This window comes from Stenotrophomonas sp. Steno-Z1, from assembly GCF_056393175.1.
On sequence record NZ_JBWJPB010000012.1, the window covers coordinates 39,603 to 59,055 of the forward strand.

At 68.2% G+C, this 19,453-nt stretch carries 14 protein-coding genes; 6 read left to right on the forward strand and 8 right to left on the reverse strand.

The features are described 5' to 3' along the window. Window positions 1-33: 33 nt before the first annotated feature. The 4 genes from AC06FD_RS19605 (at window position 34) to lpxH (ending at window position 5,611) form a co-directional block, all read left to right on the forward strand. Window positions 34-2,961 (forward strand): TonB-dependent receptor domain-containing protein, encoded by a 2,928-nt coding sequence (locus AC06FD_RS19605; RefSeq protein WP_394163966.1) that lies wholly within the window; start codon window positions 34-36, stop codon window positions 2,959-2,961. Between the two features lie 227 nt (window positions 2,962-3,188). After that, window positions 3,189-4,328 (forward strand): glycosyltransferase family 4 protein, encoded by a 1,140-nt coding sequence (locus tag AC06FD_RS19610; RefSeq protein ID WP_394163967.1) that lies wholly within the window; start codon window positions 3,189-3,191, stop codon window positions 4,326-4,328. Then, on the forward strand, window positions 4,309-4,848 hold the full coding sequence (locus AC06FD_RS19615) for a phosphatase PAP2 family protein (protein WP_259209969.1): 540 nt from the start codon (window positions 4,309-4,311) through the stop codon (window positions 4,846-4,848). The genes AC06FD_RS19610 and AC06FD_RS19615 overlap by 20 nt, the downstream gene beginning before the upstream one ends. A gap of 19 nt (window positions 4,849-4,867) precedes the next feature. Next, window positions 4,868-5,611, forward strand: coding sequence for a UDP-2,3-diacylglucosamine diphosphatase (gene lpxH, locus AC06FD_RS19620; RefSeq protein ID WP_478078687.1), 744 nt, complete (start codon window positions 4,868-4,870; stop codon window positions 5,609-5,611). 48 nt (window positions 5,612-5,659) lie between these two features. On the opposite strand, the gene AC06FD_RS19625 is transcribed toward lpxH, so the two are convergent. Then, the gene (locus tag AC06FD_RS19625) at window positions 5,660-6,913 is read right to left on the reverse strand and encodes a zinc-dependent metalloprotease (protein ID WP_259209966.1); all 1,254 of its coding nucleotides are present in this window, start codon (window positions 6,911-6,913) and stop codon (window positions 5,660-5,662) included. A 219-nt stretch (window positions 6,914-7,132) separates the two neighbouring features. Here AC06FD_RS19625 and AC06FD_RS19630 point away from each other — a divergent pair, with 219 nt between their 5' ends. Continuing rightward, entirely contained in the window at window positions 7,133-8,620 is a 1,488-nt protein-coding gene (locus tag AC06FD_RS19630; protein ID WP_478078688.1) for a phospholipase effector Tle1 domain-containing protein, read from the forward strand. Between the two features lie 636 nt (window positions 8,621-9,256). Here AC06FD_RS19630 and AC06FD_RS19635 read toward each other — a convergent pair. The 7 genes from AC06FD_RS19635 to AC06FD_RS19665 all read right to left on the reverse strand — a co-directional run bounded on the left by AC06FD_RS19635 (window position 9,257) and on the right by AC06FD_RS19665 (window position 17,975). Next, window positions 9,257-10,108, reverse strand: coding sequence for a ferritin-like domain-containing protein (locus AC06FD_RS19635; RefSeq protein ID WP_259209962.1), 852 nt, complete (start codon window positions 10,106-10,108; stop codon window positions 9,257-9,259). Window positions 10,109-10,118: 10 nt separating this feature from the next. Beyond that, on the reverse strand, window positions 10,119-11,585 hold the full coding sequence (gene purF / locus AC06FD_RS19640) for an amidophosphoribosyltransferase (protein ID WP_259209960.1): 1,467 nt from the start codon (window positions 11,583-11,585) through the stop codon (window positions 10,119-10,121). A 29-nt stretch (window positions 11,586-11,614) separates the two neighbouring features. Further along, the gene (locus AC06FD_RS19645) at window positions 11,615-12,421 is read right to left on the reverse strand and encodes a CvpA family protein (protein ID WP_259209958.1); all 807 of its coding nucleotides are present in this window, start codon (window positions 12,419-12,421) and stop codon (window positions 11,615-11,617) included. Between the two features lie 55 nt (window positions 12,422-12,476). After that, on the reverse strand, window positions 12,477-13,514 hold the full coding sequence (locus tag AC06FD_RS19650; protein ID WP_478078689.1) for an SPOR domain-containing protein: 1,038 nt from the start codon (window positions 13,512-13,514) through the stop codon (window positions 12,477-12,479). Window positions 13,515-13,621: 107 nt separating this feature from the next. Then, a complete protein-coding gene (gene folC / locus AC06FD_RS19655; protein ID WP_259209954.1) occupies window positions 13,622-14,896 on the reverse strand; it encodes a bifunctional tetrahydrofolate synthase/dihydrofolate synthase in 1,275 nt (424 codons plus the stop codon). A 46-nt stretch (window positions 14,897-14,942) separates the two neighbouring features. Next, the gene (locus AC06FD_RS19660) at window positions 14,943-15,587 is read right to left on the reverse strand and encodes a histidine phosphatase family protein (protein WP_259209953.1); all 645 of its coding nucleotides are present in this window, start codon (window positions 15,585-15,587) and stop codon (window positions 14,943-14,945) included. 225 nt (window positions 15,588-15,812) lie between these two features. Then, window positions 15,813-17,975, reverse strand: coding sequence for a S46 family peptidase (locus tag AC06FD_RS19665; RefSeq protein ID WP_478078690.1), 2,163 nt, complete (start codon window positions 17,973-17,975; stop codon window positions 15,813-15,815). A 414-nt stretch (window positions 17,976-18,389) separates the two neighbouring features. Here AC06FD_RS19665 and tdh point away from each other — a divergent pair, with 414 nt between their 5' ends. Next, complete coding sequence (gene tdh / locus AC06FD_RS19670; protein WP_259210047.1) at window positions 18,390-19,412, forward strand: L-threonine 3-dehydrogenase; 1,023 nt, start codon at window positions 18,390-18,392, stop codon at window positions 19,410-19,412. The last annotated feature ends 41 nt before the right edge of the window (window positions 19,413-19,453 follow it).

Consider the following 19,453-nt stretch of genomic DNA (forward strand, 5'->3'; position numbering starts at 1 on the left):
GATTCAGTTCCGAACGAGAGAGAGAGAGCGCACATGAATTCACGCACCAACGTATTGGGGCACGCGATCCGCTGTGCCCTGATCGCCGGTACCGCGGGCCTGATGGCCGCGCCGGCGATGGCACAGGACGCGCCGACCGCTACCAACCTGGACCGCATCGAAATCACCGGTTCGCGCATCCGCCAGGTTGACGTGGAGAACGCCCAGCCCGTGCTGGCCATCACCCGTACGGACATCGAACGCCAGGGCTTCAGCTCGGTCGCCGACATCCTGCAGAACGTCACCGCGATGGGCAGCCCGGCGATCAGCCGCGCCAACGTCCTGAGCGCCGGCGAAAACGCCGGTGGCACCTACATCGACATGCGCAACCTGGGCGCGCAGCGCACCCTGGTGCTGATCAACGGCAAGCGCCTGGGCATCAGCACCTCCGGCTACCAGGACGTGTCGAGCCTGCCGGTGTCGGCAGTGGAACGCGTGGAAGTGCTGAAGGACGGCGCCTCGGCCATCTACGGCTCGGACGCCATGGCCGGCGTGGTCAACATCATCACCCGCCATGATGTCACCGGCGTGACCGCCAACGTCTACCACGGCCAGTACAGCCAGGGCGACGGCGCCCGCGACCGCTTCGACGTGGTGGCCGGCTGGGCCAACGACCGCGGCTCGATCACCGTCTCGGCCGAACATACCGAAGAAAAGGCCGTGTGGGCCAAGGACCGTGGCTTCAGCGCCTACGGCAACACCGACCGCCACCCGACCGAAGCCTGGACCACCGTCAGCCAGTACGGCCAGATCACCGGCCTGCGCGGCCCGGGCTGCACCGGCACCGCCACCTGCAGCTACTCGCTCAACCGGGGTGCCAACCCGCTCAACCCGGCCAACTACCACCTGACCAACGCCAATGCACCGGACGGCGATGTCAGCAACACCAACGAGCAGATGCACCTGAACTACCCGCTGAAGCGGGACTCGCTGTTCGTCGACGGTCGCCTGAACATCACCGACGACATCCGCTTCAGCACGCAGCTGGGCTACAACAAGCGTGATTCCAGCCGCCAGGTCGCCGGCTACCCGCTGCAGTCGTCCACGGCCGGCATCGGCCCGATGTCGATCGACAGCTACTTCAACCCGTTCGGCCGCAAGAACGGCTACGCCACCCCGACCGCCGTGGCCTGGAACCACCGCACCTGGGAAGTGCCGCGCGTAAGCGACAGCTCGCTCAAGACCTACCGCGCCGTGGCCGCCTTCGATGGTTCGTTCAACATCGGCGAGCGCTACTTCGATTGGGAAGTGGGCTACCAGTACAACAAGAACGAACTGCGCCAGCACGCCACCGGCAACCTGCACAAGGAACGCGTGAAGAACGCGGTCGGCCCGTCGTACTACAACGCCGCCACCGGCAAGGTCGAGTGCGGCAGCGCCGCCGCCCCGATCGCCAACTGCATGGTCTGGAACCCGCTGGTCGCTGCAGGCGTGACCGATCCGTACGGTCTCACCGGCAACCAGGCCCTGATCGACTACCTCATGCCGGCGGAAGACTCCACCGGCAAGACCGTCGGCAAGAACTTCTTCGCCACCATCGCCGGCTCCATCGTGACGCTGCCGGCCGGCGACCTGGGCTTTGCGTTCGGCCTTGAAAACCGCAAGGAAACCGGCGAGTTCATCCCCGATGCGCTGGCCCAGACCGGCGCGACCACCAACCTGGCCTCCGGCCCGACCGGTGGCAGCTACAAGGTCAAGGAAGCGTACGTCGAGTTCAACGTGCCGGTCCTGGCCGACCTGCCGGGTGCCAAGGAACTGACCTTGAACGCGGCGACGCGCTTCTCGGACTACGACACCTTCGGCAACACGCTCAACAGCAAGTTCGGCTTCAAGTGGCGCCCGATCGACCAGATCCTGGTCCGCGGCACCTGGGCCGAAGGCTTCCGTGCCCCGACCATCTCCGACCTGTACGGCGGCGGCTCTGAAACCTTCACCACCGGCTACGCCGATCCCTGCGATACCGTCTACGGTCCGTCGCGTACCAGCGCCGCCGTGCGCGCCCGCTGCGCCCGCGACATCGCCAATGCCGACACCTACCGTCAGCTGAAGCAGGGCAACGTGCCGATCACCAGCAGCACCGACCAGACCCCGGTGCCGTTCACCAACGGCTCCAACCCGCTGCTGCAGCCGGAAACCTCCAAGAGCAAGACGCTCGGCGTGGTGTGGAGCCCGAGCTTCATCAGCAACTTCAACGTGTCGCTGGACTGGTGGAAGATCCGCATCGACAACACCATCGTTGCCGACAGCCCGAACCAGATCCTGATCGACTGCTACGAGCAGGGCATCGATTCGCGTTGCGCACAGTTCACCCGTGACCCGGCGCTGGGCATCGTCAACAAGCTGACCTACGGCAATCGCAACGCCGGTTTCCTGGAAACCGAAGGTTACGACATGGACCTGACCTACCGTCTGGACACCGACAGCCTGGGCAAGTTCAGCACCAACTGGTCGACCACCTACGTCAGCTCCAACATCTACCGTTCCACCAACGACACCAGCGTCGTGCCGACCCCGACCAACGGGATCGCCACCAACGCCACCAGCGGCTTCCGCGTGCGTTCCAACCTGACCCTGGGTTGGGATCTGGGCGACTTCGGCATCAGCTGGACCGCGCGTTACTACTCCGGTGTCAAGGAGCAGTGCCTGAACGCAACCGCGCATCCGGACGAGTGCTCCGATCCGGGCGTGCGTGCGCCGTGGTACTCCGGTTCGCGCAACTACAACGAGCGTGGTTCGGTGACCTTCCACGACGTGCAGTTCCGCTACAACCTGCCGTGGGATGCCACCGTGTCGGTCGGTGCCAACAACGTGTTCGAGAAGTACGGCCCGAACATGTACACCAAGCCGAACTCGGTGTTCTCCTACTACGGTGGCTACGACATCGGCCGCTTCGTGTACATGAAGTACCAGCAGCGTTTCTGATCGCTGCCGGGTAATACCGCTGCACCCCACCACGGCCCTTCGGGGCCGTGGTTTTTTTTGTCCTGCCGTCCTTGCAGGCGTGGTGGCCACTGGCCGCCAGGAACGATCCCGCCGGGTTGCGGACGCCCACGCCACGCGCGCCCCAGCGCGCGTCATCGGCCGGTCATATCCACGTCATGTCCACTACATCGCCCGGGCCGAGCATGGACGCAACCCGGAGGCCCGCCATGCGCTATGCCATCGTCACCGAAACGTATCCCCCCGAGGTCAACGGCGTTGCCCTGACCGTGCAGGGACTGGAACAGGGACTGCGCGCCGCCGGCCACCAGGTCGACCTGGTGCGCCCGCGCCAGGCCAGCGAAGCCGAGCATGCCCACGACACCCTGCTGGTGGCGGGGGCCGGGTTGCCGCGCTACCCCGGCCTGCGCTTCGGCATGCCCGCCCCCAAGCGGCTGGCCCGCCAGTGGCAACAGCAGCGCCCCGATGCCATCTACATCGCGACCGAGGGCCCACTCGGCTGGTCGGCCCTGCGCACCGCGCGCCGGCTCGGCATCCCGGTGGCCACCGGCTTCCACACCCGCTTCGACGAGTACCTGCCCGACTACGGCGTCGCCTGGCTGCAGGCCGCCGCGCTGCGCTGGATGCGGCGCTTCCACAACCAGGCCGATGCCACCCTGGTACCCACCCAGGAGCTGAAACAGTTCCTGGGCGAGCAGGGGTTCGAGCGGGTGCGGCTGCTGGCCCGCGCGGTGGACAGCAGCCAGTTCGATCCGCAGCGTCGCGACCCGGCCCTGCGTGAGGAATGGGGCATCGACGGCAACGGCTTCGCGGCCATCTACGTGGGACGCATCGCCCCGGAAAAAAACCTCGGCCTTGCCGTGAAGGCCTTCCGCCGAGTGCAGCAGTCGCGGCCGAAGGCGCGTTTCATCTGGGTGGGCGATGGCCCCTCGCGCGAGAAGCTGGCGCATGAGAACCCCGATTTCATTTTCTGCGGCGTACAGCGCGGCGAGGCGCTGGCCCGGCACTTCGCCAGCGGCGATCTGTTCCTGTTCCCCAGTCGCAGCGAGACCTTCGGCAATGTCACCCTGGAAGCGATGGCCAGCGGCGTGGCCACGGTGGCCTTCGACTACGGCGCGGCACGCGAACACCTGCGCACCGACGAGAGTGGCATTGCAGTGAACGATGACGCCGCGTTCCTGGCCGCCGCGCTGCAGCTGGCCGGTGACGACGTGCAGCGTGCACGGCTCGGCCGCAATGCCGCCACTGCCATGCGGCGCCTGCACCCACAGCAGGTGGTGGCCGAGTTCGATGCACTGCTTGCCGAACTGGCGCAGGCGCGGAGGCCGCATGCAGACCACGCGGCTTGAGGCCCTGCGCGGGCGCGAGACCCGTTGGTGCCGGCGCGCCAATCACTACTGCCGGCGCCGGCGCGTGCGCCAGGCCTTCGCCGCCGTCAGCCGGCTCGGCGATGGTGCGTTCTGGTATGGCTTGATGGCCGCGCTGGTCCTGGTGGACGGTCTCGAGGGGCTGCGCGCCTCCCTGCACATGGCCGCCACCGGACTGATGGCGCTGCTGCTGTACAAAGGCCTGAAGCGCTGGACCCGGCGTCCACGGCCGTATGCGGCCGACCTGCGCATCCGCGCCTGGGTGGCACCGCTGGACGAATTCAGCTTCCCCTCCGGGCATACCCTGCACGCGGTGTCCTTCACCATCGTGGCGCTGGCCTACTACCCCTGGCTGGCACCGCTGCTGGTGCCGTTCACCGTGGCGATCGGCCTCTCGCGCGTGGTACTGGGGCTGCACTACCCCAGCGACGTACTGGCCGCCACGGCCATCGCGACCGCGCTGGCCGGTGCCAGTCTGAGATGGCTGCCGCTGCCGGTGTAACCCGTTTTACAATGCGCGCATGACCACGCTGTTCATTTCCGATCTGCACCTGGACCCGAGCCGTCCAGCCATTACCGAGCTGTTCCTGGCGTTCCTGCGCGATGAAGCGATGCAGGCCGAAGCGCTGTACATCCTCGGCGACCTGTTCGAGGCCTGGATCGGCGATGACACCCCGTCGGCGGCCGCCGATGCCGTCGCCGATGCGTTGCATGCGGTGGCCGATGCCGGCGTGCCGGTGTATTTCATCCGCGGCAACCGCGATTTCCTGGTCGGCAACGACTATGCCCGTCGCACCGGCTTCCGCATCCTGCCCGACCCCAGCGTCATCGACCTGTACGGGCGCCCGGTGCTGCTGCAGCACGGCGACCTGCTGTGCACCGACGACGTCGCCTACCAGCAGTTCCGCGCACAGACCCGCGACCCGCAGTTCCAGGCGCAGTTCCTGTCCCAGCCGCTGGCCGCGCGCATCGCCTTCGCGCAGAAGGCACGTGATGCCAGCCAGGCCCGGCAGTCGGAAATGAAGCAGGACGATCGATCCACCTTCGAAACCGTCACCGACGTGGCGCCGGCCGAAGTGGAGGCCACCTTCGCCCGCCATGGCGTGGACACCCTGATCCACGGCCACACCCATCGCCCGGCGATCCATGCCCTGCAGGTCGGTGGCCGCGATTGCACCCGCATCGTGCTGGGCGACTGGTACGAACAAGGCTCGGTGCTGCGCGTCACCGCGCAGGGTTGGACGCTGGATACGCTGGCACGCTGAGCCTCACCACCCCGCGACCGCAGCCACTGCGGTCGCGGGCGCCGCCACTCAGCGGAACGCGGCGACCGTCGCCTTGGTATTGACCAGCACGCGCTGGTTGTCGGCGCTGGACGCAATCCCCATCGGCACGCCGTTGTAGCTGATGTTCGGGTTGGACCAGAAGTTCAACCGCGGGCATCCGGCCGTGCACGCGTAAGCCATGATCGTGCGCCAGCGTGCGCCGCTGGACGGCTCGTAGCGGTAGCCGTGGCCATAGCTGTACGGCGAGGTGCTGGGATCGGTGGCGATGTCGTGGCGTGCGCTCTGCAGGTGCCCGATTTCATGCGCGAAGGAGTAATAGCCGGTGGCGCAGTCCCAATGCACCGCCGCGAACGCGGTGGCGGCGGTGGAGCCGATGCCCGAGGCCAGGCCGCAGGAACTGGCATTGTTGATGACCAGGACCGCGACATCGGCGCGGGTGTTGTTGCGGCTGGTGTGGATGCTGTCCATCACCCCGTCGGTGGTACTGCGGAAGCGCGACAGATCGGTGGAGAAGCTGCTCGACTCGGCATAGCTGGTGGTCTCGTAACCGGCCAGCTCCAGGGTGATGCCGACGTTGCTGTTGATGTAGCCCTGGTTGGATTCGGCCACGGCCAGCTGCACCAGCGACTGCATGTTGCCGCCATACGCGGCGACCGCGCCATTGGTGGCCACCACCAGCACGCGGATGGTGGCCGGGGAGCCCGACGACGCGGCGGCGATGCCGGCACGGTCGCTGACCGGCATGGCTACCTGCGGCAGGCTGTTGTAGTCGGCCGGGTGGTCGGCCGGCATCCGCGACTCGTCCACTTCCACCAGAACGTGGCGACCGTCGCTGAGCGGGCGCAGGCGATAGAGCTGGCCGTCCTTGCGGATCGAGCCGGTCACCGTGTCGCCGGAGCGCACCAGGATCACCGAGTTGGCCGGATCGGACGCCGTGGCCTTGCCCGCTGTTTTAGCGTTGCCGGCCTGCAATTGCCCGTACCAGATGCTGCCGCCGTCCGGCAGTGCCTGCACCCGCTGCTGCAGCGCCTGCACGGGGGTACCCAACAGTTCGAATTCCAGCTGGCGCTGGTTCGCGCCCACCGCGCCGGCATCCACGCGCACTTCCTGCACCGCCGCCGTGGACGCGGCCGACAGGACCGCCTGCGCGGCGGGCTGGTTGGCGGCGCCGGCGCGGCTGAGCACCGTGACCGGTTCAAACAGCGGAGCGGCGCTGGCAGCACCTGCCGCGGCCAGGCACAACGTGATCACACCTGCGGCCTTGCTCATCGATCTGGACATCGTGTCGTCTCTCTTTGAGTGGAAAACGGGGCGGTAGTCGTTGCTGCGGTGCAGCCCCATCGGTCGGGGCCCGCCCATATGGCGCCAACCGTGCGCGTGAATTCAACAATTCCTACGGACGAACATTCGGAACTGTGACCGCCGACCGCACGGTTCAGCGACGTCGCGTTCGCGTCATTTTCGCGCTACCTTTGCCCTGCACCCCGGGGACCCCGCGCCATGGCAGGACCGCCCACGCCGCCACCCACCGCGCCGCTGTCGCTGCAGATCGGCCTGTTTTTCGACGGCACCCGCAACAACGCCGACAACCTGCTGCGTGCCTCGCGCCCGCCCGGCAGCACCACGCCCGCGCCCCGCCCCACGGCACCGCTGGTGGCCGACGACGCCTCGCCTTACCAGAGCCGGCTGACCAGCAGTTACAGCAACGGCCTGACCAACATCGCGCAACTGCATGCGCTGTATCCCGATGACCGCACCACGCCGGCACCGGGCAGCGCCTTGTCGCTGGCGATCTACATCGAAGGCGTCGGCACGCGCAGCGGGGAAGATGACGACCTGATGGGGCTGGCCTTCGGCATCGGGCGCACCGGTGTGCGCGCCAAGGTGCGCCGCGCACTCGACGAGCGCCTGCCCGATGCCCTGCGCAGCCTGGCGCGGGCGCACCCGCATGCCGTGCTGGGCAGCGTCCGCATCGATCTGTTCGGTTTTTCGCGGGGCGCCGCGTCGGCACGCGACGCGGTGCACCGGCTAAACCGTGCCGATGGCCGCACCTGGTTGCGCGAACAGCTGCGCCGTACCGGCTGGCAACTCGCCGGCGAGGAGGCGGTACCGGCGCGACCGGCCCGCTTCGTCGGCCTGTTCGATACCGTCGTGGCGATCAATCGCCAGCAGCACGATGAACTGCCCGAAGTGGGCCTGCCGAGCGGCTGCGCCGACAAAGTGCTGCAACTGGTCGCACGCGACGAGCATCGCCATCATTTCGCGTTGACCAGCGTCGCCCCGGAACACGAGGAAATCGCCCTGCCCGGCGTGCACGCCAACATCGGCGGCGGCTACGACCAGCGCATCGAAGGACCGAAACTGCTCACCCGACCGCTGGGCCAGCGTGTACTCGAGCATGGCCTGGCCGACACCGAGGCGCCGCCCCTGGCCGTGCTGCGCGCCACCGAGGTTTACCGACAGGCGCAGGCCGCATGCGTGCGCTGGCAGCAGGCGTTGGGCCTGGGCGAGGATGCGCTGTGGGTGGACGTGTGGCATCGATGGCAGGCGCAGCGGGTAGCCGGCAGCGTCAGCGTGCGACCGCAGTGGCGGTTGTTCGCGCATGCGGCGGTGGTGCTCAAGCGCGAGATCGACGGGCGCTACCAGTGGGTGGCGCTGCGCCTGATGCAACAGCGCGCAACGGTCGCGGGCGTACGCTGGCTGCGGACCGTGGACGAGGTGCCCGAGCTGGCGCTGCCCGGCGACCTGCTGCCGATCGCCGCGCGCGTGCTTGCTGGCCAGGCACTCGATGCGACGCAGGAGCGGCTGTTGCGCCAACGCTACCTGATGCAGTCCGCGCACTGGAACTTCGACGCACTGGGCGACACCGCCCTGCTGTACGCCGCCGACGAAGCGACGCGCGAGCTGCCGTACCGCCCCGGGCCAGGCTTGTTCTACATCAACCGCCCCACCGAGGACGGCAAGCGCGTGGTGTTGCCCAACGTGTGATGCGCCCGCAGGGGCGGCGGGTCATGGCGTCCGATGGAGAAGCAGCCACGCATGGCGTGGCTCTACGATGGTCCCGTAGAGCCACCCCATGGGTGGCTGCGCGCGGTCCCGGATCGAGAGGAGCACGCGGGCCCGGATCGAGAGAAGCAGCCACGCATGGCGTGGCTCTACGATGGTCCCGTAGAGCCACCCCATGGGTGGCTGCGCGTGGGGCCGGATCGAAAGAAGCACGCGGTCCCGGATCGAGAGAAGCAGCCACGCATGGCGTGGCTCTACACCGCCCCTCGTAGAGCCACCCCATGGGTGGCCCGACACCGCGCCCTCGTAGAGCCACCCCATGGGTGGCTGCGCGCGGACCCGGATCGAGAGGAGCAGCCACGCATGGCGTGGCTCTACACCGCCCTCGTAGAGCCACCCCATGGATGGCTGCGCGTGGTCCCGGATCGAGAGGAGCAGCCACGCATGGCGTGGCTCTACACCGCGCCCTCGTAGAGCCACCCCATGGGTGGCTGCACGCGGTCCCGGATCGAAAGAAGCAGCCACGCATGGCGTGGCTCTACACCGCCCCTCGTAGAGCCACCCCATGGGTGGCTGCGCGCGGTCCCGGATCGAGACGCAGCCACGCAGGGCATGGTTCTACCGTGCCGGGCCGCTGGTGCGTCCGGCCTGCTCGATCAGGTCGGCGAGCTCTTCTTCGTCGAACCCGGCCAGCAGGCGCGCCTCCAGGTTGAACGGGCCGTACAAAAAGCCGCCGGCGTATTCGTTCAACAACGCGATGAAGCGCGCGCGCGGTTCGACCCCGGCGCGGTTGCAATACCAGTGATACCAGCGCGAACCCGCGGCCACATGCGCCACTTCCTCGCGCAGGATGATCTCCAGCACGTCGGCGGTGGCGTGGTCGTTGGCCGAGCGCAGCTTGGTGATCATGCCAGGGGTGACGTCCAGCCCGCGCGCCTCGAGCACGCGCGGCACCAGCGCCATCCGGGCCAGGCCGTCGTGCGCGGTCTTCTCGCACATCTCCCACAAGCCGTTGTGCGCGTCGAAATCACCGTAGTCGAACCCCAGCGCCTGCAGCCGGCCATGCAGCAGCATGAAGTGGCGCGACTCATCATCGGCCACGCTCACCCAGTCGGCATGGAACGAACCGGGCAGCCCGCGGAAGCGGTACACCGCATCCCAGGCCAGGTCGATGGCGTTCAGTTCGATATGCGCGATGGCATGGATGAAGGCGGCACGCCCCTCAGCGCTGCCCAGCCCACGCTTGGGCAGGTCGCGCGGGTGCACCAGGCTCGGCCTGGCCGGTCGTCCGGGCATCCGGATCGGATCGGCCGGGGCGGCATCGGCGCGGGCCTTGAGCTGGCCCGCGCGGAACTGCGCCGCATAGGCCTGGGTCAGGGCCACCTTGTGCAGTGGATCGGTTGCGGCCAGGCACTGCTGCGCCGCGCGCAGCAGGTCACCGGCCGCCTCCAGCGGCAACTCCCCGGCCATCGGCACGGCCTCAGGCGCGGCGCTTGTGCTTGGCGTCGTCCGAACGCAACTGCTGGATACGCTCGAAGTACCCCGGCTCGATGCCCGTCGGATAGACGCCGTTGAAGCACGACGAGTCGAACGCCTTCAGTTCCGGGTTGCCTTCGCGCACCGCCGCTTCCATGTCTTCGATGTCCTGGTAGATCAGCCAGTCGCAGCCGAGGTGCTTCTCTATTTCCTCGATGCTGCGGTTGTGCGCCACCAGTTCCTCGGCGGCCGGCATGTCGATGCCGTAGATGTTCGGGTAACGCACCGGCGGTGCGGCGCTGGCCAGGTACACCTTGCGCGCGCCGGCGTCGCGCGCCATCTGCACGATCTGCTGGCTGGTGGTACCGCGCACGATCGAATCGTCGACCAGCAGCACCACGCGGTTGCGGAACTCAAGGTGGATCGGGTTGAGCTTGCGGCGCACCGACTTCACCCGCTCACCCTGCCCCGGCATGATGAAGGTGCGGCCGATGTAGCGGTTCTTGATGAAGCCTTCGCGGTACTTCACCCCGAGCGTGTTGGAGATCTCCAGCGCGGCGTCGCGCGAGGTGTCCGGGATCGGGATGATGGTGTCGATGTCATGGTCCGGGCGCAGGCGCAGGATCTTCTCGCCCAGCTTGATGCCCATGCGCATGCGCGCCTTGTGCACCGAGACGTTGTCGATCATCGAGTCCGGGCGCGCGAAGTACACGTATTCGAAGATGCACGGGCTGTGCTCGGCCGGCTCGGCGCATACCTCCGAGAACAGTTCGCCACGCGCGGTGATGACCAGGGCTTCGCCGGGGCGCACGTCGCGCACGCGCTGGAAGCCCAGCACGTCGAGCGCGGCCGATTCGGAGGCCACGATGTACTCATCGCCTTCGGCATGCGCACGCTTGCCCAGCACCAGCGGACGGATGCCATGCGGGTCGCGGAAGGCGACCAGGCCCAGGCCCAGCACCACGCTGATCACCGCGTAGCCCCCCTTGCAGCGGCGGTGGACACCGGCCACGGCGCGGATCGCCGCTTCCGGGGTGAGCTGGCGCTGCGCGTCCAGTTCGTAGGCGAACACGTTCAGCAGCACTTCGCTGTCCGAGTCGGTGTTGACGTTGCGGCGATCCTGCTCGAACACCTGCTGGCGCAGGCTTTCGGTGTTGATCAGGTTGCCGTTGTGGGCCAGCGCGATGCCGTACGGCGAGTTCACGTAGAACGGCTGCGCTTCGTCCATGCCCTCGGAGCCGGCGGTCGGATAACGCACGTGGGCGATGCCCACGCGACCTTCCAGGGTGGACATGCGCTTGGCATCGAACACATCGCGGACCAGCCCGTTGGCCTTCTGCACGCGCAGGCGGGTGCCATCGGCGGTCGCGATGCCGGCCGCGTCCTGGCCACGATGCTGGAGGACGGTCAGGCCGTCATACAACTGCCCGGCGACGTTCTGGTTGCCGACGATTCCGACGATGCCACACATGGTGCGAATCTCCGCTGGGCTGTGCCCATCTACTGTGAAGGTGGCCGTGCCTGGCCGGGGGACCCTCTCCGTGCCGGATCGGGTTGGTCCGGACGCACACGCGCCGGATCGGTGTTCTGGGACGAACCAGACGTGCCACTGCGCGCCCCGACATCGGCCGGGTCTCCCGCCTGCTGCGGGGTCTCATCCAAGGGCCGCGGCCATCCGCGCCCTGCCAGCAACCCGCCCAGCACGCCATTATCGCCTGTCAGGCCCGGCTTGCCCAACTCCCCGCCGGGCAGTTGCGACATGTTCACCTCCGGCAGCGCCATCGGCAGGTCCTTCATGCCGTCCAGGCTGGGCATGCGATCCAGGCTGGGCATCTGCGGCATGGCGGGCATGCGCGGCATCTTGGCCTGCATCCAGCCCACCCCGGGGCCAAGCACCACGCGCAGGTTGGAGTCGCGCCAGGCTGCCTCGCGGGGCAGCGGCGTGTAGGACGCCACCAGCAGCAGCACGCAGCCGATCAGCGCGCCACGGACCACGCCCAGCGCACCGCCCAGCGTCCGGTCGGCGCCATTGAAACTGGTCGAGCGCACCGCCTGGCGGATCACCAGGCCGATGCCCCATACCGACACCATCACGATCAGGAAGACGCTCAGGTAGCCGGCGAAAAAATGCTCGGTGCCCGGCGCGGAGGGCGCCGACCACCAGCCGGCGCAGGATTTGCCGAACATCAGCGCCGCCCAGCCGCCGAGCAGCCAGGACAAGGTGCTGATGATGATGCTGACAAACCCGCGCATGACGCCCAGCAGGGTGGAAATGCCGATCACGGCCAGCAGCACGAAATCGATCATGCGCGTCCTCCGCCGTGGGACGGGCCGGGCTCAAGCCACGGGCGCGCGGACGGCATCAGGGGTGTGGCCGGACCATGCCGGCCACGCCGACTTTGGACGCAACCTGAGCCTTGAGGTTCTCCGCCTCTGCTCGGTTGGCGACCGGGCCGACGCGCACGCGGTTGAGCGTGCCCTTGTCGGTGCGTACCTGCTCTACGAAAGCACTGAAACCGGCGGCGCGCACCTTGTCGCGCAGCGCGTTGGCCTCGGCCGCCTGGCCGAAGGCACCGAGCTGCACGGCAAAGCCCACGCTGCTGGCAGCCGGCGCGGCCGGTGCGGCCACCGGCTTGGCAGCCGTGGCGGTGTCCGGCTTGGCCGGCTCCGGCTTGGGCACGGCAGCGGCCGGCTTGGGGTCGGGCTTCGGTTCGGGCTTGGACGCGGCCGGTTTGGCCGCAGCCACCGGCTCGGGCGGCAGCGATTCGGTCTGGACCGTGGTGCCGGCCGCGGCCGCGGTGGCGCTGGATGCGCTGGCAGCGGCCGGCGTCGGCGTGGCAGCCGGCGCCGCGGCAACCGCGTTGTCCGCGCGTGCGTCCAGGGTGACCACCTCGGCCTTGACGTCGTTGCGTACCTTCACCGCCTGCAGGCGGGCGGCCTCGGCCTCGGCACGATCGGCATACGGCCCCACGCGCACCCGCCAGGCCTGGCGACCGTTGATCGTGGCCGGCTCGCTGAAACCAGGCAGCTGCGACTTCTTCAGGTAGGCGATCACCGCATCGGCATCGGCCTGGCTGCCATAGGCGCCAAAGCTGACCGCGAAATTGCCTGCGGCCACGGCCGGAGAGGAATCGGCGGCGGCCGGTGCCGCGTCGGCGGCGTCCTGCAGCGGCTGGGTGCTGGAGGGCCCCTGCAGGCCGGTGGCCGCGCCGGTAGGCGCCACCAACGGCAGCTCACGGGTTTCGAACTGACCGTCCGACGGTGCTGCCGGCGCGCTGATCGGCACGCTCGCCACACCGCTGTCCGGCGCAGGCCCCTTGACCAGCATGGGCAGGAAAATCACGGCCAACGCCACCAGGACGATGGCACCAATCAGTCGCTGTTTCAGAGGAGTATCCACGGAAGGCAGGCAGGGGCGGCGCGGCGGAATGCCACGGCGATTATACGGGTGTCCGCGTGAGCGGTGCCTGCGCCGGCTGAACGGGCGCGGCGTGGTGCAGCGGCGGCTTACTCAGCGGCATCCAGCCACTGCAATGCCTGCGCGGCAGTGTGGAACGAGCCGAACACCAGCACGCGGTCGCCCGCCGCGCTCCCGGCCAGCGCAGCGTGCAGCGCATCAGCCACGCTGGCATGGCAGGTGCCGCTGGCGGCGGCGGTGTCGTGAAGGCGTGCCTGCAGGGCAGTGGCCGTTTGTGCACGGGCGCCCTCCAGGCCGGCCAGGTGCCAGTCCTGCACCTGTTCGCCCAGCGCCTGCACCACGCCGACGGCATCCTTGTCCTGCAGCGCGGCGAACACCGCCACGGTGCGCCCGGCCACGGGCGCGGCGTTCAGCGCGATGGCCAGTTCGCGTGCGGCCTGCGGGTTGTGGCCCACGTCGACCAGCACCGCCACGCCATCACGCTCGACCTGCTGCAGGCGACCGCGGATACGGGCATTGGCCACCCCGGCGCTGATCGCGGCACGTGGCAGCGGCATGTCCAGCGTGCGCAGCGCGGCGATGGCCGAGGCCGCATTGCGCAACTGGATCGGCCCGCGCAGCGATGGCATGGGCAGGTCGATGCGGAAGCCGACATCACGCCAGCGCCAGTGCTGCGCATCGATCACGTCGGCGAAGAAATCGCTGCCGCCACGGATCGCGTTGGCCCCCAGCAGGTATGCGCGCGCCAGCACGCTGGACGGTGGGTCGGTCTCGCCCAGGATCACCGGCTTCCAGCCACGGATGATGCCGGCCTTCTCCGCACCGATGGCCTCACGGTCCTCGCCCAGCCAGTCGCTGTGGTCGATGTCCACGGTGGTGATCACCGCCACGTCGGCATCGATGATGTTGACCGCATCCAGCCGCCCACCCAGGCCCACTTCCAGCACCGCCAGGTCCAGCCCGGCCGTACCGAACACCTGCAATGCGGCCAGCGTGCCGTATTCGAAATAAGTCAGCGTGGTGCTGCCGCGCGCATCTTCGATCGCGTTGAATGCGGCGATCAACGCCGCGTCGGAAACGTCCTGGCCATCGATGCGTACGCGCTCGTTGTAACGCAGCAGGTGCGGCGAGGTGTAGGCCCCGACCCGCCAGCCGGCGGCCTGCGCGATCGCTTCGATGAAGGCCACCGTGGAGCCCTTGCCGTTGGTGCCGCCGACCACGATGGTGTGCGCCCCCGGCTGTGCCAGCCCCATCGCCTGCGCCACGCTGCGCACGCGGTCCAGGCCCATGTCGATGCTGGCCGGGTGCTGCTGCTCGATGTAGGTCAGCCAATCGGAGAGGGTAAGCGGGCGGGCGGTGGTCATGGGCGTTGGATCGATGGGGCGGACGACGGGATGGGACGCGGGGCGATTACAGCGCGCGGTGCTTGGCTTCGCCGAAGAACGGGGTGTGGTGGGCGCAGTCGTTCAGGCGCACCACCTCCAGCTGGTCCAGGTCCGGCCCTTCCAGCAGGTTCAACGTGGTCGGGGCCTGGCGGAACGTCCACAGGCGCGACAGCGGCAGCCCCAGGATGCGGCACAGGATGACCCGGTTGACCGCGTCGTGCGCGACCACCAGCAGGGTGTCGTGCTCGCCGAGGCCGTCAGCCGCGCGGGCCAGGCCGCGCCAGCTGCGTTCCAGCACCAGGCGCAGCGATTCACCGCCCGGCATGAGCACGGTGTCCGGCTCATCGCGCCAGGCCTGCAGCCGCGACGGGTCCTTGTCGTGGATCTCGCTGGCCAGCAGGCCTTCCCACTCACCGTGGGCGATTTCCTGCAGGTCCGGCTCGGTCAGCAGCATCGGCGCACGCTCGGTGCCCAGCGCCAGGTGCGCGGTGCGTTGCGCGCGCGACAACGGCGACGCCACCGCACGCGTGATATCCACCGACCTCAGGCGCTCCCCGAGGGCCTGCGCCTGGGCTTCGCCGATCGGTGACAACGGGATATCGATCTGGCCCTGGTAGCGGCCTTCGGCATTCCACGGTGTTTCACCGTGGCGGGCAAGCAGGATGCGCATGCGTACTGGGAGTCCTTGCGGGGAGGAAGGCTGTCGCAATCGTTCACATGGCGTGAATGATCGAGGGACACGCATGATACCGCGTGCCCTGCCCCGCTGCCGCCGTCGCGCACATCCGGTCGTGCGGTCGTGCGGTCGTGCGGCGGGTCGGCCAGGTCATGCCGCCCGCAGCCGGCACGCGCGCAACGAAAAACCCCGCGGCGTGCGCCGCGGGGTGTTGAGGGGTCAGTCGGCCAGGTTCAGCTCTTTCAGCAACTGCGGCGCGGGCGCCACTTCCTGCATGATCCACTGCATGTAGCGGCTGTCCACCGCGATCATGCGGGTCATCACCGGGTCGAACACCCAGTTGGAGCTGACCGACTCCCAGTTGCCGTCGAAGGCCAGGCCGACCAGCTTGCCGTTCGCATCGAGCACCGGCGAGCCGGAGTTGCCGCCGGTGATGTCCAGGTTGGACAGGAAGTTCACCGGCACCGAGCCGAGGCGCTTGTCTTCCAGGCCGCCATAGCGCTTGGCCTTGACCGCATCCAGCAGCGCCTTGGGCGAATCGAACGGGTCTTCGCCGGTTTCCTTGGCGGCCACGCCTTCCAGCGTGGTGAACGGGGTGTAGTTCACGCCGTCCTTGCCGTAGCCCATGACGTTGCCGAAGGTGATGCGCAGCGACAGGTTGGCGTCCGGGTAGACGAACTCGCCCTTGCTCTTCTTGTAGTCCGCCACCGCCTGCAGGTACAGCGGGCGCGACACCAGCGACTCGCCTTCGCGGGTCTTCTTCTGCTCTTCCTGCTTCAGCAGCGCCGGCATCACCGCCACCGCGTACTGGATCGCCGGATCGGTGCTGGCCTCGAAGGCCGCGCGGTCGGCCTTGAACCACTTCAGGCGCTCATCCAGGCTGCCCAGCCGGGTGCCGGCGAGCTTGCCGACCAGGCCATCCACGGCCGCCTTGTCGCTGCCTGCCAGCCACTGGTTGAGCACCTCGTTGCTGCGTTGCGCGGCCGGCAGGGCCACGTACTGGCTCAGCCAGTAGGTCTGCAGCTGCTGGTCCATGCGCGCGACATAGCGGCGGTCCATCTGCTTCAGGCCGCCTTCGATGGAGGGCAGGTCGCGCGTCTGGTAACCGGCTTCGCGCTCGGCATCGGCCTTGCTGCGCTCGATCGACAGCCGGTACAGGCTGATCGCCGTGCCCACCGCGGAGGTGCTGTTGAACTGGCTGACGAACAGATCGCGCTCACGCGTGGCCTTGCTCGTGTCCAAATGCTGGACCAGCTGCGCATGCGCGGCCAGGGCCGGCTTGCCAGCGGCACCGCGCTTCTTCAGCCACGCCAGCACGGCGGCTTCTTCGGCCTGCTTCTGGCCGGCCGCGTCGATGCGCTTGAAGCCCTCCAGCTGGCCGGCGTAGTTCTTGGCCACGTTGTTCATGCTGGCCGCGGTGGCGGCGTACTTCACCTTGACGTCCGGGTCGGCCTTGCCGGCCTCGTCGATCATCTTCAGCACGGCGTTGTAGTGGCGCGCGATGGTCGGGTAGGTCCAGCGGGCGGTTTCATCGAACTCGCCGGCCAGCGCGTAGCGATTGGTGCGGCCCGGGTAGCCGGCCACCATCACGAAGTCGTCGGCGCCCAGCGGCTGGTCGGCGAACTTCAGGAAGTGCCTGGGCTGGTAAGGCACGTTGTCGGCCGAGAAGGCGGCCGGCTTGCCGTCCTTGCCCACGTAGGCGCGGTAGAACGAGAAATCGCCGGTGTGGCGCGGCCACATCCAGTTGTCGATGTCGCCGCCGAACTTGCCGACGCTGCCCGGGGGCGCATAGACGAGGCGCACGTCCTTGATTTCCATGTTGCGGAACAGGCGGTAGGTGTTGCCGCCGGAGAAGCTGAACAGACGGCAGCGGAAACCGGCGTCGGCTTCGCAGGCGGCGGTCTGCGCCTTGTCGAACGCATCCAGCGCGCGGGTGCGGGCCAGCGGATCCTTGCCGGCGGCGGCGATCGCGGCCTTGGCCTGCGCGGTCACATCGGTGATCTGGTCGAGCACGTACACGCGGGCATTGGGGCCGGCGCTCAGCTCATCCTTCAGGGTCGGCGCGTTGAAACCGTCCTTGATCAGGTTCTTCTCGGCGGTCGAGTTCAACTGGATCGCACCGTAGGCGCAATGGTGGTTGGTCACCACCAGGCCCTGCGGGGAGACGAAGCTGGCGGTGCAGCCGCCCAGCGCCACGACCGCACCCATCGGGTCGCCGGTCAGGTTGGAGATCTGCTCCGGCGACAGCTTCAGGCCGGCCTGCTTGAGCGGGCCGGCGATTTCCGGCAGCTGCTGCGGCACCCACATGCCTTCGGCGGCATGGGCGACCTGGACCAGCCCGAGGCTGGCGACGACGGAAAAAGCGAGCAGGTTCGAGCGCATTGAGCAGCCCCTTGCAAAGAGAACCGCCGATTCTAGCCCGCCCCCTGCCCCGGGCCGCACCCCGGAAGTCATGGGGAGTGTGACCGACGCCGATCATTGCCGCGCCGTGCGCGGCCAGCCGGGCATGGTCCGGCTCTACCGTCTCCCCCAGTGGCATTCCGCCACTCGCGGCCATGTGTCCGCAGGTGCCGGGCAGGCCGGTGCAGGACCGTGTGGTGCCATGGATGGCAATACCGAGCCCCCAAGGACGGGGTTCACGGCGTGTCGTGCACCGGCCTGCCCGGCACCTCCCTCGCCAGAAGGAAGCGCTGCCCCCACCCCGAACCACCCGCAACGCAACATGGGAAACCCGCCGGCGGCTCTATAATCCGCGTTTTCCCCCTGACGAGTTCCACCGAGATGGCGCAGCAAACAATGAAGGCCCTGGTCAAGCGTGAAGCCGCCAAGGGCATCTGGCTGGAAGACGTTCCGGTCCCGACCCCGGGCCCGAACGAGGTCCTGATCAAGCTGGAAAAGACCGCCATCTGCGGTACCGACCTGCACATCTACCTGTGGGACGAATGGAGCCAGCGCACCATCAAGCCGGGCCTGACCATCGGCCATGAGTTCGTCGGCCGCATCGCCGAAATCGGCCCGGGCGTCACCGGCTACGAAGTGGGCCAGCGCGTCTCGGCCGAAGGCCACATCGTCTGCGGCCACTGCCGCAACTGCCGCGGCGGTCGCCCGCACCTGTGCCCCAATACCGTGGGCATCGGCGTCAACGTCAACGGCGCCTTCGCCGAGTACATGGTGATGCCGGCCAGCAACCTGTGGCCGATCCCGGACCAGATCCCGTCCGAGCTGGCCGCCTTCTTCGATCCCTACGGCAACGCCGCGCATTGCGCGCTGGAGTTCAACGTGATCGGCGAGGACGTGCTGATCACCGGCGCCGGCCCGATCGGCATCATTGCCGCCGGTATCTGCAAGCACATCGGCGCGCGCAACGTGGTGGTCACCGACGTCAATGATTTCCGCCTGAAGCTGGCCGCCGACATGGGCGCCACCCGCGTGGTCAACGTGTCCAACACCTCGCTCAAGGACGTGATGAAGGACCTGCACATGGAGGGCTTCGACGTGGGCCTGGAAATGAGCGGCAACCCGCGTGCGTTCAACGACATGCTCGACTGCATGTACCACGGCGGCAAGATCGCCATGCTCGGCATCATGCCCAAGGGCGCCGGCTGCGACTGGGACAAGATCATCTTCAAGGGCCTGACCGTGCAGGGCATCTACGGCCGCAAGATGTACGAGACCTGGTACAAGATGACCCAGCTGGTGCTGTCCGGCTTCCCGCTCGGCAAGGTGCTCACCCACCAGCTGCCGATCGACGACTTCCAGAAGGGCTTCGACCTGATGGAACAGGGCAAGGCCGGCAAGGTGGTGCTGAGCTGGAATTGAGTCACCCCCAGGGGCGGTGACCTGGCGGCTCCCGGTGCGAT

Bases quoted from the DNA above. Each gene is read 5' to 3' on its own strand.
- AC06FD_RS19605 (WP_394163966.1), top strand. From the start codon at position 34: ATGAATTCACGCACCAACGTATTGGGGCACGCGATCCGCTGTGCCCTG.
- AC06FD_RS19610 (WP_394163967.1), top strand. From the start codon at position 3,189: ATGCGCTATGCCATCGTCACCGAAACGTATCCCCCCGAGGTCAACGGC.
- AC06FD_RS19615 (WP_259209969.1), top strand. From the start codon at position 4,309: ATGCAGACCACGCGGCTTGAGGCCCTGCGCGGGCGCGAGACCCGTTGG.
- lpxH (WP_478078687.1), top strand. From the start codon at position 4,868: ATGACCACGCTGTTCATTTCCGATCTGCACCTGGACCCGAGCCGTCCA.
- AC06FD_RS19625 (WP_259209966.1), bottom strand. From the start codon at position 6,913: ATGTCCAGATCGATGAGCAAGGCCGCAGGTGTGATCACGTTGTGCCTG.
- AC06FD_RS19630 (WP_478078688.1), top strand. From the start codon at position 7,133: ATGGCAGGACCGCCCACGCCGCCACCCACCGCGCCGCTGTCGCTGCAG.
- AC06FD_RS19635 (WP_259209962.1), bottom strand. From the start codon at position 10,108: ATGGCCGGGGAGTTGCCGCTGGAGGCGGCCGGTGACCTGCTGCGCGCG.
- purF (WP_259209960.1), bottom strand. From the start codon at position 11,585: ATGTGTGGCATCGTCGGAATCGTCGGCAACCAGAACGTCGCCGGGCAG.
- AC06FD_RS19645 (WP_259209958.1), bottom strand. From the start codon at position 12,421: ATGATCGATTTCGTGCTGCTGGCCGTGATCGGCATTTCCACCCTGCTG.
- folC (WP_259209954.1), bottom strand. From the start codon at position 14,896: ATGACCACCGCCCGCCCGCTTACCCTCTCCGATTGGCTGACCTACATC.
- AC06FD_RS19660 (WP_259209953.1), bottom strand. From the start codon at position 15,587: ATGCGCATCCTGCTTGCCCGCCACGGTGAAACACCGTGGAATGCCGAA.
- AC06FD_RS19665 (WP_478078690.1), bottom strand. From the start codon at position 17,975: ATGCGCTCGAACCTGCTCGCTTTTTCCGTCGTCGCCAGCCTCGGGCTG.
- tdh (WP_259210047.1), top strand. From the start codon at position 18,390: ATGAAGGCCCTGGTCAAGCGTGAAGCCGCCAAGGGCATCTGGCTGGAA.